The organism is Erwinia amylovora (genome assembly GCF_017161565.1).
In the GTDB taxonomy this organism is placed as follows: Bacteria; Pseudomonadota; Gammaproteobacteria; order Enterobacterales; family Enterobacteriaceae; genus Erwinia; species Erwinia amylovora.
Map to the genome: position 1 here is coordinate 2,946,597 of NZ_CP066796.1, position 15,289 is coordinate 2,961,885.

Sequence of the window (15,289 nt, forward strand, 5' to 3'; positions counted from 1 at the left end):
AGCCCTGATGTACATGACTGACTTACGAAATAGATAACCACTCAAAAGAAGAAAATTAAGAAACAGCAAACTACACGCGCGTTGATAATTTTCTGTGGATTTATCCTCGCACACGGGAGATAAAATATGCCAATACCCTCACACCATCGAAGTTTCTGCGGATCCAGCAACCAGAGTAGTCATGATGATTTTGTCAGACAAATGGCTAACAATCCCGGAAGAAACAGCAGTAATATTATCCGCCAGGATTTGTCCAAAGTTTTTCTTCATTGCCTTTTTCAGGCTACCAGCTCGCAGCAAAGCGATAGCACAACAGCCAGCAGCGGGAGCAGCCTGACTGCCGTGATTTACCCCTCTGCACATCATGCTGTCTGCGCCAGCCAGTATGCGCTCTTGCGATCAAGGACATGCAGCAACGGCACAAAAAAAATCCAGAACAACCATTGCCCGAGCCACCTTACTAACGAGCGTTCACAGGCAATATTTCAGGCAATCGATAAACTCACCCGCCTGCAAACAGCCGATCCGTCTTTCAGTGAGCCGGACGCGAAAATTATACTGCCCGGCCACCAGCCAGTGACCACAGCCAAAAGAGTTGGCGATAGCATCACCGCGCTGCTGAATAAGATTGAAAGGATTGCATATCAGGCCAGTGAATTTATCTCTTATTATGACCCGCTACGCATTCAGCAGGTACAAGCCTTTTCTTACCACACCAAAAAACAGGTACAGGAAAAATTAAATCCGTGGATAACTAATGATGGCAACGATACTAAGACAGCTGATACTAACCAAATAAATTATAATGAAAAATTCGAGCCTGACCTCCGCAAGATTATAGATGCTGGTCAGAAGGAGATGAGTCGATTCTATCACAGATACAATGAAAAATACCCAACACTCAAACAGCTTGCCAGTACCATTCTGAAGGAAAAAATAAAGCAACGCTTTCACTTAACTATTAATCCCGACCAGGTGTATTTTATGCAGTTTGAAGTCAGCATCTATGAAGGAGATAAGTTGCTTCAGTACGGCCCGCCTGTAGCAAAAAAAACGCTAACCGAATATCTCTTTACCAATTTTGGTCGCGAAGTTCAGGATTATCTGGTAAATGTGGACGTGGCGAGTGGGATCTATGATATTTCACAGGTAAACTTTTTAGTGCACGATTCATCCGATGCGATAAAAATAAAGCCCACGGACTTCATTCAACTGATATGGGATATCGATTTTTACAATTATGCGAAAGTCAAATTCACAGATTATTTCAACCATAAAGATGATCATATTAAAAACCATTTTCTCTCTTTTATAAACCACCTGGATAGCAGCCAGATTGACAGTGATTCTGCCAGAGACGTGCTGAACGGGGTGGGAGTATTGAAAGATAACAATGTCAGCGTAATCCTTTTTGATATCAATCAGTATAGTGCAGCTAACGCATTCGTATACAGAAATAAAGACAACAACCGGGTGACGCTGTATTTCCCTGCGAGTGACTTCAAATTCATCTCTTTCAGAGGAGATTTTGAAATGCGCGCATGGGTAGCCAATGCCTGTGCTACTGAAGAGCACAGGAAAATGCTGGCTGCTCACTTCACCATAGCGAACAGACAGGATGGCCTGTTTTACTACGGTGTGGACGCCTGGCTGAACTCGATCAATCTTGATAATGATTACTGTGACAGGATTGCCATCACGTCAACTGAAGTCCCGTCAGCGCATTTCTTTACCGTGTTATATAACAACATTAAGGCTAAAACGTTCTCCGACCTCGACTCGCAGATAAAGTCAGATGCAGAAGTCAGGCGTGATATGTGGGAAGAGATGGCAGACGCATCGAATATTCTGCCTAATCCGGTATCACCGTTTCTGTCTCTGGCGATGCATATTGAACATGCTATAAATGCTGATACCTATGCAGAGAAAATGCAGGAATGGAGTAAGATTAAAAATGATATTGTTAATCTCATCGCCCTGGTGATCCTGGACAAGACGATAAAATTATCTGATATTAAAGGCTACGAATTTATAGATGCTGTAGTGAAAGGATTCGATGAGGAAAACATCAGAGGCCTTAGCAAAATGCTTCAGGAAAGCGGTGAACCCTCCCTGCCGGGATATCATATCTTTGATCCGCAGTCACCGGGATGGAACTGGCTATTCGATGACGAGGAAAATGCTCCACCTTCCCCGCAAAACACTCATCTTACTGTCAATGAAGACCAGTATTGTGATCCCGGCTCGCCGTCATGGGGGTGGCTTTTTGAAGAAAAACAAGATCCCCCCCTGACAATACGTTATCTGACGAGATTTTTACCCCCAAAAAGCATACCACATACCAGCAACATTGAATTGTTAGACCATATTATTGGCGACCATATTTACAAAGATCTCCAGGAAAACGCTTTCGATGTTTACTATGGGTTGGAAAATCATGAAGTAGCTATTCCCGAATATATAAAGCATGCCAGAATAAGAAGCAGGACTGCTTTAGAGTCAGCCAAAGAACACGTAAAATCGGCCTTCGGTAATTTGAATAACTTAGAATTTGAAAACAACATAAAGGCGTATTTATCTACTGCCCTTGATACTTCCGACCCAAATATACTGACAGAAGCAGTATTAAGACTACAATATCAGGTTCAACGTGCAGACAGTTACCTAATCGAATGTGAATCCAGGGGTTTTGAAAATATAGGCTTTGTTTCAACAAGACAGGTCGTCAACCGAAGTAATAAGTTTTTGTTTAGAAGTAAAATTAAGGATATGGCGTATCTTAAAAGTCTGCCACTGGGTTTTTCCAGTAAATTTGACCCTCACAGAAGAATCTTCCTCATGCTCGATGCCAGTCAGGAATTGAGAGCTTCAGGAGACAATATTCTTAACAGAAATATTGATTTGGTCGATGGCGTATTTATACATGAGGCATCCCATCTGTCGTCTGATACGATGGACTTTTGTTACAACGAATGTTTTGACAGGGTTTTCGATCCGGGTAACCCTACAACCATTTTGGAAAAATTTAATCACAAACTTACCAATAATCTGCTGAAAGAAAATAAAGATTTTGAAGTTTTTATGCGCGAGGCTTATAAATACCTTGGTATCACTACGCCCTATAATGCTAATGTGGCAAACAAGATGGTGATAAAGGATCCTATGCTAAAAGCAAATATGCTGATGAACAATGCCGATAGTTTTGTTACGTTCGTTAAATATTTGTCTGCTTTGAATAATAATATAAGGCATACCCGATCTGTAAATAAAAAATATGATATTGATATTGATATTGATATTGATATTGATACCTTTATTATGCTCATACTTACTTCAAGCCGTGATCATTTTCTCTCAGCCCTTAACCTCACCTCCCGATAAAGGAATCATGCTAATGATATAGAATAGCGTTAGCCGTGATCATTGTGGTAGAGGACATCAATTCCAGCCTTTATCACAACTACCCTGCTGTTACCTCTTGTGAGTCATCGTATGTTTTACACCTGAGCAGATCGCCGCACAGGCCGCTTATGCGTACGCCCTCTCTATGAATTTTCTCCCGTTAACAAAAAATTCATTTACCCGCTCACATCACCTGAGAAGACATTTTCACAGAGAATACCCATTCCTTATCACCCCAGAGAAAGTACAGGACGTAAAAAATGACAATCCCTTCATTTCAGCAGAATGCCCGCCTGGCTTACGAGCAGATAGTACAGCAAGAGTCGATAAAAAAAATGGCGAAAAATCCAGGGAGACATAGCGGTAATTTAATTCGCCAGGATTTGTCCAATGTATTTCTACATTGCCTGTCACGCGCTACCTGTGCACAGCAAAGCTACAATAATGTTTCAACAATCAACAGCCCGGTGAATACGCCTGCAATCATTTATCCATCACCATATGATTTGACTTTCGTCAATCAGCATGCACTGGCACAAGATACGAGCGGGGAAAATAGCAGCAAAGGCGGACTTATGGCAAAACGGCAGCTCAATGATAACTTCTGCCCGGAATTAAAGCGGCTGGATCGTAAAGTCTGTCTGGCTCTCGATAAGCTTACCCGATTGCAAGCAGCAGAGAAGACGCTGAACAAGCCGCGCACTAAAATCATTCCCTCCTCCGTTAAGTCAACAGTAAGAGAAAACTGGGCTGGCAATAAGTTCAGCAATCTGCTGAGTCACATTGCAACTGCTTTGGATCAGGTTGGCGATTTCATCAATCGCCATGATCCGCTAAACGCCCGCTTCGCCCTGGCATCCCCCCTTAGCGAAAAGACGCCTGATGGCAAAGAAAATGATACGCAAAGTATTATTCAGGAATTTACAGATAACATTCTTAGTTTAAAAACTGGCCATAATGCCACAGTAAATGAAGCCCCCCTCTCTTCCTTTTTTAAAGCTGGGCGTGAGGCGCTGATTGCATATTTTAAAAAGTACAATATTAAATATCCAGCACTTAAAGTTATTGCCTCTCATATTTTACGTGAAAGGATCAATCAGCAATTTCATTTAGATATCAATCCAGATCGGACTTATTTTATCACATTTATGGAGCGCTTTGATGATGGCGTTAACATGACTTATTTTAAACCTTTAATCAAGAAAACGCTCACAGAATGCCTTTTTACCAATTTTGGCAGCGACTTCTGGAAATACTACGTGCGGGTAGATGCGGTAAGTGCAATTTATGATGTCTCGTATCTGGACAGCCATATCAATAATTTTGAATATCGCGACAGGATAAAAATAGAGCCCAGTAAGTTCGGCGATCTGGTTTGGAAGATTGATTTTTATAATTATGCTAAACAAAAACTCACCGACCGCTACGGTCAGAAAAACGAGCATATCAAAAATCTCTTTATTTCTTTTATCAATCATCTTGACATTAGTCAGATTGACCATAATTCAGCTACAGATGTGCTAAGCGGGGTGGGCTTGTTAAAAAACAGTAACGTCACCGCTGCTCTTTTTGATATTAACGGCTACAGTGCGGCAAATGCTTATATCTTCAAGAATAGTCTTAGTGGTCGGGTAACGCTATATTTTCCCAAAAGTGACTTTAAGTTATTCTCCTTCAGGGGAGCTTTTGAGATGCGGTCATGGGTTGCCAATGCCTGCGCGACCGAAGAGCGTCGGGCTATGATAGCCTCTCACTTTACCATAGCAAACAGGCAGAACAATCTGTTTTACGATGGTATTGATGCCTGGTTAAATACAATTAATAATGATAATAGTTACTCTGAAAGAATTGCAATCAAATCAGCCTTCATTTCGCCTAATCACTTCTTTGCAGATTTTTTCAAAAGCGTAAAAAATAAAGAATTATCTGACCTCAGTTCACAGATAAAATCAGATTTAAGGGTCGAGCGTGATATCTATGAAGAGATGATTGAAGCATCAAATATCATTCCTAATCCGCTATCCCCCTTTCTGACCCTGGCTATTCATATTGAGCATGCTATCGATGCTGTCACCTATGATGAGCAGATGCAAGCATGGGGTAAGATCAAAAATGACGCTGTTAGCCTCATCACAATGGTTGTTCTGGATAAGGCAATAACATTACCTGACACGGAGGGCTATAAGTTTATAGCGTCGGTAAAAAATGAAGTTGATACCTCTGGCCTGAGCGTTTTCAATGAAAGATTGAAAAAAAATGGTGAATTAACAACCGATGAAGTTAGATATATTTATCGACAAGCCCCCACCGCCAGGGCGTTAACCGCTGAACAGATTGAACGGGTCAAGGGCATAAATACATTTTTACCGATAAGAAAAGTGCCATTTACCGCAGATTTGCCGGCTCTGAGCAGAGATATAAATAATTTCATTACCCGTGATCTACAGGGTAATACATATGATTTATTTTACGGTTTTCCTCAAGATAATTCAGCCCCCCCGTTTATAACGCTTGCACGCGTAAAGTACAAAATAGCCTTCAGATCCGCTCAGGAAAATATTGCGCTGGCAATCACCAGGATAAATGACGTTTCTTATGAAACTAAAATCAGGGAATACCTTTGTCTGTCTCTTAACACTCGTAGTGAAAGAATAATTACTCAAGCGATGCTCAGACTTAAGGGGCAACTATGGCGCGCTCGTGATTTTTTGAATGAATCTGAAAGAATTGATTACAACAATATCATTATCGTTTCCACCCGGCGGATTGTAGATGCGGTTAATCCATTTAATTCTCAGAGTATCATTCAGGATCTAAACCACCTCCGGAAGATCCCACTGGCTTTTACTTTTTTGGAAGATCCTTATCGTAGAATATTTATCATGCTTGACTCTAATGTAGAGAACAGACCCATCGGCAGTTCCATAATGGGGATGAACGTTAACTACCTTGATTCCACGTTCATCCATGAAACCTCTCACTTAACGTCTAATACCCTGGATGTTTGCTATAATGATATCTACGAAGAAAATTTCTTACCTGGTGATACTCGTGCACTGCGCCGGAAAATTAATAGTGAAATAGACAACGGAGAAATAAAAAATAATATTTATTTTAAAAAATTTATGAATGATGTTTATCATCACTTTGGGATAAACCAGTTCGTTAATGCTGAAACGAGTTTGAATATACTTAAAACCACCCCGATATTAAAATCAAACTTGATCATGGATAATGCTGATACCTTCGTTGCTCATGTTAAACACCTGGCAAATCTGGACCACAATAAAATGTCTAAAAGAGGTGCGGATAAAGTGAATAGCCTGGACAGCGATAATTATCGCTATCTTGGCTTAGTCTTTATCGCTGCGGCACCACGTTCTGCCAAAAACGCATCATTTAGGCCGTTGCCGTGAGTCCGGTCAGCTGACTGGCATAATATCAGTGCGTTGGTATTTCCCTCCTGCCGGGAAAACCGCCGGCAGCCCGCATCAGACCAACGTGCCGTAAATTGTCAGTAACGCCACCACAACCACCAGTACCAGCGATACTTTTTTTGCCAGTGCTACCGCCACGCGTGGCGTTTCAACCTTATCCAGATGCGGATCTCGTACCAGCGAGAACTGCGCCAGAGTGGTCAACACCTGATACTGCGAGGTATAACGATCGCCCAGTGAAGCAAACCAAGCAGGCAGCGCACGCTCACCATGACCCAGTAACGCATAGGCAACGCCTGCCAGCCGAACCGGCACCCAGTCTGCCCAATGCAGAATGGCATCAACACCAGACTGAGCGCGAGCCAGAGGATCAGGTATACGCGCCAGCCAGCTTTGCCAGGCGCGCAGAAATGCGTATCCCACCAGCAGCACCGGCCCCCATGGGCCACCAACCACAAACCAGAACAACGGAGCCAGATAAAAGCGGTAGTTAATCCACAATAATGCATTTTGCAGCTCGCGCAGATACTCACGCTCGTCACAGTCAACGGGCACGCCGTGGATTAATGTTAACTCTTCGGCCATAGCATTGTGCGCCGCAGTATCGTTGTGAGCAGCTGCTTTAAGATAGGCGTGGTAGTGCAGGCGTACCGATCCTGCCCCGATACATAAAAGCCCCACCAGTATCCAAAACAGTAGCTTGGGAACGCCAAAAAACAGCCCTTTCAATGCCAGCAAACAAAGCGCCACCAGCCCCATGAACACCAACAACATGAGCAAAGTACGCGCCAGAGAAAAATGCTTACGCGCACGGAACAGCGGTATCAGATGGTGATCGAAATGCCAGTGCTCGCCCAGTTTGAATAAACGTTCCCATCCGAGAACCAGTAACAGACTAACTAATGTCATTCCTTAACTCCCGTTGTTTGGATGTGGGATACCAGACCGGCGCGAAACCGCGCCCAGTCGAAAGATGGCCCGGGATCGGTTTTTCTCTGTGGAGCAATGTCGCTATGGCCGGCAATATGCTGGGCAATCGATGGATAATGCTGAACCAGTAATTCAGTGACCGCGCGTAAAGCCTGATATTGCGCATCGGTATAAGGCAGCGTATCCGTGCCTTCCAGTTCAATACCAATCGAAAAATCATTGCAGGCTTCGCGCCCCTGATAGCTGGAGACGCCAGCATGCCAGGCCCGCAGGTGAAAAGGAACATATTGTACGATCTCGCCATCACGGCGGATCAGACAGTGCGCAGAAACCTGCAGCTGGCATATGCCGGCAAAACAGGGATGATCGCCCGCATGAAGCCGCCCGGTAAACAGCGCATCAATCCACGGGCCGCCAAACTCACCGGGCGGCAGACTGATGTTGTGAATGACTAACAGTGAAGGCGTTTCATCATATGGTCGCTGATTGAAATGCGGCGACGGCACGCGCCGTATGCCCGCGATCCAACCTTCTTGCAGCTGCATACCCTGGTCTCCTGTATTCTGATAGATACAGGTTAGCATGAATGTTTTCTATTTAATCAAGCTTCAGCACCACCGCACTTTGGTTCTCCTGATTAAGGTACGCCATTCTATGACAGCCCTGGATCCAGCTGTGCCAGCAGGCAACGCAGCTTACCGTTTCGGTTAACGTCAGCACGGCATCAGTAATTGAGAACCGACCCGGGTAATGACTCATCTGACTTTTTACTGCGGCTGTCCCGCCGCCGTTTCCGCGATCGCTCTCCTCCCGTAGTCTTCCTTTTATGTAAAGAAGTCAACGATGCCTATCAGCTGAATTTCTTCACGCTGCGCAACTTCCCAGGCTTCCAGCACAGTCTTTCTGATATTTTGCAGTGCGCGCTGGTCGATTTTCCGATATGCCGCCCGATGCCTGCTTTCAGTTGTTTACGAATACGCGCCGGTCATGCGCGTGTAACCGGGTTACCACCCCGGCGGACCACGCTCTGACGGATTTTATCTCGTTTCATATCATCGCAGTCAGGCCGCGCTCAGTGCAGCACAAGCAGCCGTTTATCATCACCTGTCGCGGTAGCCTGCTCATGAGCCATCCGTTACCACCGGAAGATGTGATGGTTGCTGTCAGCTTGACGTAGCCATATGAATGGTCATCCACCAGCGGTAGAACCTTTCCCTGGCCTGCAGAGAAATGTCCATGATTGACTTGCCGTATCACTTCCGGCTACCAGCCGGTTATGAAATGAGTATTATTATTGCCTGCACGCGGTAAAACGGCTACTTGCCGGTCGGCTTTCCCGACCGGCATAGTGCGCATGAACCCTTTTGCGCACCGTGATGCGCTTCCGTTAACTCGTCATCTTGTTTTTACTTCAGGCCAGCCGTCAGCGCTGGCCTTTTTACACTCAGAATGCTGTTTTTGCGGGACTACTTCAGGCAAGCAGGTTCTGCAATGTAACGGGCGCAAATACTTTGCGGCCTCCGCCTGAAGTTGGCCGTTTGACTCTGGCACAGGCTACCAGCCGCGAACTATCGTGCTTAGCTCTTAACCACAAGGAGGTTTGTCATGACCCACCAACAGGGATTCACCCTGATCGAACTGATGATTGTCATCGCTATCATCGCTATTCTTAGCGCTATCGGCCTGCCCGCTTACCAGAGCTATCTGCAAAAGGCCGCATTGACAGATATGCTACAGAGCACCATGCCATATAAAACGGCTGTCGAGCTTTGTGCCATCGAACGTGGTGGCAGCGGCAACTGCAGCGCAGGCAGCAATGGTGTCCCCACCGAACGCACCTCGCGCTATGTTTCTGCCCTCAAGGTCAATGCAGGGGTCATTACCCTGACCGGTCAGGAAAGCCTGAAGGGGTTAAGCGTTAAGCTTACGCCACAGTGGGATAATAAGGACGGGCAGTTAAGCTGGCGACGCAGCTGTGAAAGCGAAGCTTCCGCACTGAAGGACGCTTGCCTGGATATGTTCCGTTTTGATGAGGAGCAGTTGCCATGACACCGGCAACACAACGAGCGGTCGAAGCGATTTGTCAGGCTCATCAGGCAATAATAGTTGAGTTCAACGCACAGCGGCTACATATCGCGGTAGCTGAGACACCCAGCCATACGCTGATGGCCGAACTGCGTTTTGCCGCCCACTGTCCTATTGAAGTTGAATGCTGGCCGAAAGCAAGACTGGAGCAATCCCACCAACGGGAGAAACTTCCGGATCTGGCTGCGGCAGAGGATGGGCCGGAGCATACCGGGACGGCAGTAGAGATCATCAACGCCTTACTGGTGCAAGCGTTACAAAAACGTGCATCTGATATTCACATTGAGCCGCAGGAAGGTAGCCTGCGGCTGCGCTTACGTGTCGACGGCGTATTACAGCACTTGCCCCTGGCCGGGGTGGACAACAGCGCGCCGCTGATCGCTCGCCTGAAAATTCTTGCCAGTTTGGATATCTCCGAACGTCGGGTGCCACAGGATGGACAGTTTTCATTGTTGCTGAAAGGTCATAACGAGTCGTTCCGTCTCTCGACCCTGCCAACGCGATTTGGTGAAAAAGCCGTGGTACGTCTGTTGCAAAGCGATAGCCATGCCATTGCGCTGGAAAACCTGGGTATGCCCGGCTCGCTGTTGAAGCGCTACCGCGAAGCGCTGGCTCGTCCGCAAGGGATGATCCTGGTCACCGGCCCCACCGGCAGTGGCAAAACCTTCACGCTCTATAGTGGACTAAGCTGGTTGAATATCGCCACGCGTAATCTGTGCAGCGTGGAGGATCCGGTGGAAATCCCCATGGTGGGTGTCAATCAAACTCAGATCCACGCTAAGTCAGGGCTGGATTTTCAACGTGTGTTACGTGCGCTGCTGCGCCAGGATCCCGACGTGATTATGATCGGCGAGATCCGAGATGGTGAAACCGCCGAGATCGCCATAAAAGCCGCGCAGACAGGGCATTTGGTGCTTTCAACGTTGCATACTAATTCAACTACCGAAACGCTGGTGCGGCTGGGTCAGATGGGCGTGCCTGGATATTTGCTGGCTTCGGCTCTTAAACTTGTGATCGCGCAGCGGCTGGTAAGAAAGCTCTGTCCTCACTGCCGTCAACCTGCTACGGCAGTTTCCCATTTTCCTCCCCATATCTGGCCAGGAACCGTGCAAAACTGGCTGGCGGTGGGCTGTGAACGTTGTTTCTCGGGTTTCTATGGCCGTCTTGCTCTGTTTGAGCTGCTGCCCATCTCCGCACGACTGCAAAACGCACTGGCAAAATCGGCCCAACCGGAGGAACTGGCTAAGATTGCACGGCAGCAGGGAATGAACACGCTGTTCGTTGAAGGACTGCATTGCGTCAATCGCGGAGAAACAACGCTGGAGGAGCTCACCCGTGTAGCCGGGGGCAGCGATGGGTGAACGCTTACTTTTCCGCTGGCAGGCTATTGACGATAGTGGGCAACTCCACCATGGATGCAGCTTTGCTGCCAGCCCTGTTCAGGTAGCGGAAGAACTGGCCGCACAACACCAGATGCCGCTGAAGATTTCGCGGGGCCGCCGCTACGGCTCTCGCCGCTGGCTATGGCAACAAAAGACCGCATTCTTACGCCAGCTCGCCACGTTACTCAAAGCAGGAATGCCCCTGCCCGCATGTTTGCAGCTACTGGCTGACGGGCATCCCGAAGCGGGCTGGCAGGCGCTGCTAATCCATCTGCATCAACGGATCAGCGCCGGGGAACCTTTTTCACAGGCGTTACGCGAGTGGCCCGACGTTTTTCCACCGCTGATCCCAGCGCTGGTTCATATCGGGGAGCTAACCGGGGAGCTGGACGAATGCTGCCTGCAGCTGGCAATACAGCAGGACAAACAGCAACTGCTGCGGCAAAAGGTGCAAAAAGCGCTGCGTTACCCGCTGGTAATTATGGCAGTTGCTCTGCTGGTCAGCATCGGCATGCTGGTTTTTGTTCTGCCAGAGTTTGTCGCTATCTATCGCTCTTTTAACGCGCCGCTTCCGGGATTTACTCAAGCTGTGATTACGTGCTCGCGAATATTACAGCAACAGGCATTACCTCTGACCGGCATTATCGTCGCGGGGTCCCTGCTGTGGAAAACGCAGCGCCTTAAATATCCTGCCTGGCAGCGCTATGAGCAACGCCTGCTGCTCCGGCTACCGCTGGTGGCCAGACTATATCGCGGCAGCCTGTTGAGCCAGATATTTACCACCCTTTCGCTGACCCAACATGCCGGATTAACCCTGTTACACAGCCTGCAAGCAATAGAGCAAACCCTTTCCCCACTGTTGTGGCGTGAGGCTGTCAGACACTTGCAACAGCATATTGCGGCGGGTTACCCGCTGCACCAGGCGCTAAAGTCGCATCCTTTATTTACTCCCTTGTGTTATCAATTGGTTAAGGTCGGGGAAGAATCAGGCTCGCTGGATTCGTTGCTGGTCAGGCTCGCAGTGTGGCATGAACAGCAAACTCATCAACTGGCAGATACGCTGGCAGCAGCGTTGGAACCGCTGATGATGATAGTGATCGGAGGGATTGTGGGAACCCTGGTGGTGGCCATGTATTTGCCCGTATTCAGGCTGGGAGATGCGCTTGGGTAAGCACTTATCCCGGCCAGATTCAGGCTGGGAGATGCGCTTGGGTATGCACTTTTCCCGGCCCGTGTTCAGGCCGGGAGATGCGCTTGGGTAAGCGCTTCTCCCGGCCAGAGTTCAGACTGGGAGATGCGCTTGGGTAAGCACTTCTCCCGGCCAGAGTTCAGGCTGGAAGATGCGCTTGGGTAAGCACTTCTCCCGGCCAGAGTTCAGACGGGGGCAGGTCAGGAAACTAACGATTAAACACGCGGTTTTCCTGCTCGTTGACGCGGATAAAAGTAGTGCGTTTGGTTAACTCTTTCAGCCGTTCGGCACCTACATAGGTACAGGCCGACCGTAGGCCGCCCAGAATATCGCGCGCGGTCTCTTCCACCGGCCCACGCAGCGGTAGCCTGACGGTTTTACCTTCTGCCGCACGATATTGCGCCACGCCCCCCACATGCCGCTTCATGGCAGATTCAGAACTCATACCGTAGAACAGCATATACCGTTCGCCGTTTTCTTCTACCAGCGTACCCTCACATTCATCATGGGCGGCCAGCATACCGCCTAACATGACAAAATCGGCGCCGCCGCCAAAGGCTTTCGCCACATCGCCAGGAGCCGAACAGCCGCCATCGCTGACAATCTGACCGCCAAGGCCATGCGCCGCATCAGCACACTCAATAACCGCAGACAGTTGTGGATATCCGACACCGGTTTTAACCCGGGTCGTACATACAGATCCGGGACCGATACCGACTTTAACCATATCAGCACCGGAAAGGATAAGTTCTTCGACCATTTCACCCGTTACCACATTGCCGGCACAGATGGTCTTACCCGGACAGGCTTCGCGCGCGCGCTGCAGGAAGGCCACAAAATGTTCAGAGTAGCCGTTAGCCACATCGATGCAGATAAAGTTAAGCATCGGTGACAGCGCGAGGATCTGCTGTAGCCGGGTAAAGTCAGCTTCTGAAGTGCCGGTAGAGACCATCACCTGGCGCAACACCGCTGGCGAGACACGCTCAACAAACGCCCGCCACTGCTCAACGCTGTAATGTTTATGTACGGCGGTGGGAATATCAAAAGAGGACAGCGCTTCCGCCATGCTGAAAGTACCGACAGTATCCATATTGGCCGCGATTATCGGTACGCCAGACCAGGCAATGCCCGAATGTTTGAAGGTGAACTGGCGTTCCAGTTCAACCTGAGAACGGCTTTGCAACGTCGAGCGTTTTGGCCGGATAAGAACGTCTTTAAAACCTAACTTAATATCTTCTTCGATGCGCATAACAAATTTTCCTGGTTGATGGCGTGGATCCGAATACGTTCCCTGTCTGGGTTGCGCTTGCGGTCGCAGGCAAAGTGCCAGCTCCAGTGACGCTATCATACGCGCTAAAAACGCGCAGACAAGACTGCGAAATTTGCTTTATTTACGTTACAATTGACTAAATTTACCTGTGAATTTTCGTGTGATCTGCGCCACATTATCTGCTTCCATTCAGCGAATAATGGGCAGTCAAGGCAGCGAGAGCGGAGAACTATGCGCTATATCGTGGCGCTGACCGGTGGTATCGGCAGCGGGAAAAGTACCATTGCTAACCTTTTTGCCGGGCTGGGCGTCGATATTATTGATGCCGATGTTATTGCGCGTCAGGTTGTCGAGCCGGGCCAGCCAGCACTGGCTGCCATTCATACGCATTTTGGTGATGAAATACTGATGCCGGATGGCACCTTGAACCGGGCAGATTTGCGTAACAAAATATTCAGCTCTGCGGCGGATAAACGCTGGGTTAATAATCTGTTACATCCTCTTATCCACAGCAGGACGCAGCAGCAGTTAGCATTAGCGCGCTCTGTATGGTGCTTGTGGGTTGTCCCGCTGCTGGTAGAAAACCATTTGCAGCATCATGCCGATCGCGTATTGCTGGTAGATGTAGACCGCGCAACCCAAATAGTCAGAACCACCGAGCGCGATAACATCAGTCGTGAACAGGTTGAACACATACTTGCTGCCCAGGCAACGCGTGAAGCACGTCTGGCCGTGGCAGATGACATTATTGATAACTGCGGGTCGCCGGAAACGGTGATTGCGCGCGTTGCCGAACTTAATGAGCGTTACACGGCTCTGGCTGCGGCAACCGATCGGGATTAACAGTATGAGCACAACGGTTCTTTTTGAGCACCCTTTGAATGAGAAAATGCGTACCTGGCTGCGTATCGAGTTTTTGCTAAAACAGCTAACTGCCAGCCAGATAATTGTCGATCATCTGGGCGCACTGACATTCTTCCGTAATGCTGCCGAACTGCTGGACGTGTTTGAACGTGGAGAACTGCGTACCGAGATCCTCAAAGAGCTGGAACGCCAGCAGCAAAAGTTGCTTTCATGGGCTGAAATCCCCGGCGTTGATATGACGCGAATTGATACGCTCAGAACTGAACTTAAAAGCTGTGCAGCCTGCTTAATTGCTGCCCCGCGCATGGGGCAACTGTTGCGCGAAGAACGCCTTATAAGCCTGGTACGCCAGCGCTTAAGCATACCCGGGGGCTGCTGTAGCTTTGATCTTCCCACCCTGCATATCTGGCTTCATATTGAACAGCAGCAGCGTGACCAACAGGTAGCTGTATGGCTTGATTCGTTAGCCCCGATTCGCGATGCGCTAACGCTTATCCTTGAACTGATTCGTCAGTCCGGGATATTACGCACCCACACCAGCCTCAATGGTTTTTTCCAGGACAATGCTGAAGGTGCTGATTTGTTGCGCTTGCAGCTTCAGCTTCAGGATGCGTTATATCCTCAGGTCTCCGGCCATAAGAGTCGTTATGCCATCCGTTTTCTGCCGTTGGACAGTGAACGAGGCGAAGTCCCTGCCCGCTTCAATTTTGAGCTGGCTTGTTGTTAAGGT

General features: G+C 48.3%; 11 protein-coding genes. 7 read left to right on the forward strand and 4 right to left on the reverse strand.

The window, feature by feature from the left end:
- Nucleotides 1-126: 126 nt before the first annotated feature.
- Complete coding sequence (locus JGC47_RS13500; RefSeq protein ID WP_004164762.1) at nucleotides 127-3,381, forward strand: dermonecrotic toxin domain-containing protein; 3,255 nt, start codon at nucleotides 127-129, stop codon at nucleotides 3,379-3,381.
- A gap of 281 nt (nucleotides 3,382-3,662) precedes the next feature.
- Nucleotides 3,663-6,818 carry a dermonecrotic toxin domain-containing protein gene (locus tag JGC47_RS13505; protein WP_004163026.1) on the forward strand — a complete coding sequence of 1,052 codons (3,156 nt, stop codon included), beginning with the start codon at nucleotides 3,663-3,665 and terminating at the stop codon, nucleotides 6,816-6,818.
- A 75-nt stretch (nucleotides 6,819-6,893) separates the two neighbouring features.
- Here the strand turns inward: JGC47_RS13505 and ampE are convergent, their stop codons facing one another.
- From ampE to JGC47_RS13520, 3 genes are read right to left on the reverse strand one after another with little or no spacing between them, the layout of a single operon-like run.
- Complete coding sequence (ampE, locus tag JGC47_RS13510; protein ID WP_004163027.1) at nucleotides 6,894-7,748, reverse strand: beta-lactamase regulator AmpE; 855 nt, start codon at nucleotides 7,746-7,748, stop codon at nucleotides 6,894-6,896.
- Nucleotides 7,745-8,314: a 1,6-anhydro-N-acetylmuramyl-L-alanine amidase AmpD gene (gene ampD, locus JGC47_RS13515; RefSeq protein WP_004159667.1), complete on the reverse strand. Its 570-nt coding sequence runs from the start codon at nucleotides 8,312-8,314 to the stop codon at nucleotides 7,745-7,747. Before ampD ends, ampE begins: the two co-directional genes overlap by 4 nt.
- A gap of 52 nt (nucleotides 8,315-8,366) precedes the next feature.
- Nucleotides 8,367-8,528 (reverse strand): hypothetical protein, encoded by a 162-nt coding sequence (locus JGC47_RS13520; RefSeq protein WP_004159668.1) that lies wholly within the window; start codon nucleotides 8,526-8,528, stop codon nucleotides 8,367-8,369.
- 846 nt (nucleotides 8,529-9,374) lie between these two features.
- Between JGC47_RS13520 and ppdD the strand changes: the two genes are divergently transcribed.
- From ppdD to hofC, 3 genes are read left to right on the forward strand one after another with little or no spacing between them, the layout of a single operon-like run.
- Nucleotides 9,375-9,818: a prepilin peptidase-dependent pilin gene (gene ppdD / locus JGC47_RS13525; protein ID WP_004159671.1), complete on the forward strand. Its 444-nt coding sequence runs from the start codon at nucleotides 9,375-9,377 to the stop codon at nucleotides 9,816-9,818.
- Entirely contained in the window at nucleotides 9,815-11,215 is a 1,401-nt protein-coding gene (gspE, locus tag JGC47_RS13530; RefSeq protein ID WP_004159672.1) for a type II secretion system protein GspE, read from the forward strand. Before ppdD ends, gspE begins: the two co-directional genes overlap by 4 nt.
- Entirely contained in the window at nucleotides 11,208-12,407 is a 1,200-nt protein-coding gene (hofC, locus tag JGC47_RS13535; protein ID WP_004159674.1) for a protein transport protein HofC, read from the forward strand. The genes gspE and hofC overlap by 8 nt, the downstream gene beginning before the upstream one ends.
- Nucleotides 12,408-12,633: 226 nt before the next feature.
- On the opposite strand, the gene JGC47_RS13540 is transcribed toward hofC, so the two are convergent.
- Nucleotides 12,634-13,674 (reverse strand): GMP reductase, encoded by a 1,041-nt coding sequence (locus tag JGC47_RS13540; protein ID WP_004159675.1) that lies wholly within the window; start codon nucleotides 13,672-13,674, stop codon nucleotides 12,634-12,636.
- A gap of 252 nt (nucleotides 13,675-13,926) precedes the next feature.
- Here JGC47_RS13540 and coaE point away from each other — a divergent pair, with 252 nt between their 5' ends.
- Both coaE and zapD read left to right on the forward strand, forming a co-directional pair.
- On the forward strand, nucleotides 13,927-14,538 hold the full coding sequence (gene coaE, locus JGC47_RS13545) for a dephospho-CoA kinase (RefSeq protein ID WP_004159676.1): 612 nt from the start codon (nucleotides 13,927-13,929) through the stop codon (nucleotides 14,536-14,538).
- A gap of 4 nt (nucleotides 14,539-14,542) precedes the next feature.
- Nucleotides 14,543-15,286 carry a cell division protein ZapD gene (gene zapD, locus JGC47_RS13550; RefSeq protein ID WP_004159677.1) on the forward strand — a complete coding sequence of 248 codons (744 nt, stop codon included), beginning with the start codon at nucleotides 14,543-14,545 and terminating at the stop codon, nucleotides 15,284-15,286.
- Nucleotides 15,287-15,289: the final 3 nt, after the last annotated feature.

Bases quoted from the DNA above. Each gene is read 5' to 3' on its own strand.
- JGC47_RS13500 (WP_004164762.1), top strand. From the start codon at position 127: ATGCCAATACCCTCACACCATCGAAGTTTCTGCGGATCCAGCAACCAG.
- JGC47_RS13505 (WP_004163026.1), top strand. From the start codon at position 3,663: ATGACAATCCCTTCATTTCAGCAGAATGCCCGCCTGGCTTACGAGCAG.
- ampE (WP_004163027.1), bottom strand. From the start codon at position 7,748: ATGACATTAGTTAGTCTGTTACTGGTTCTCGGATGGGAACGTTTATTC.
- ampD (WP_004159667.1), bottom strand. From the start codon at position 8,314: ATGCAGCTGCAAGAAGGTTGGATCGCGGGCATACGGCGCGTGCCGTCG.
- JGC47_RS13520 (WP_004159668.1), bottom strand. From the start codon at position 8,528: ATGAGTCATTACCCGGGTCGGTTCTCAATTACTGATGCCGTGCTGACG.
- ppdD (WP_004159671.1), top strand. From the start codon at position 9,375: ATGACCCACCAACAGGGATTCACCCTGATCGAACTGATGATTGTCATC.
- gspE (WP_004159672.1), top strand. From the start codon at position 9,815: ATGACACCGGCAACACAACGAGCGGTCGAAGCGATTTGTCAGGCTCAT.
- hofC (WP_004159674.1), top strand. From the start codon at position 11,208: ATGGGTGAACGCTTACTTTTCCGCTGGCAGGCTATTGACGATAGTGGG.
- JGC47_RS13540 (WP_004159675.1), bottom strand. From the start codon at position 13,674: ATGCGCATCGAAGAAGATATTAAGTTAGGTTTTAAAGACGTTCTTATC.
- coaE (WP_004159676.1), top strand. From the start codon at position 13,927: ATGCGCTATATCGTGGCGCTGACCGGTGGTATCGGCAGCGGGAAAAGT.
- zapD (WP_004159677.1), top strand. From the start codon at position 14,543: ATGAGCACAACGGTTCTTTTTGAGCACCCTTTGAATGAGAAAATGCGT.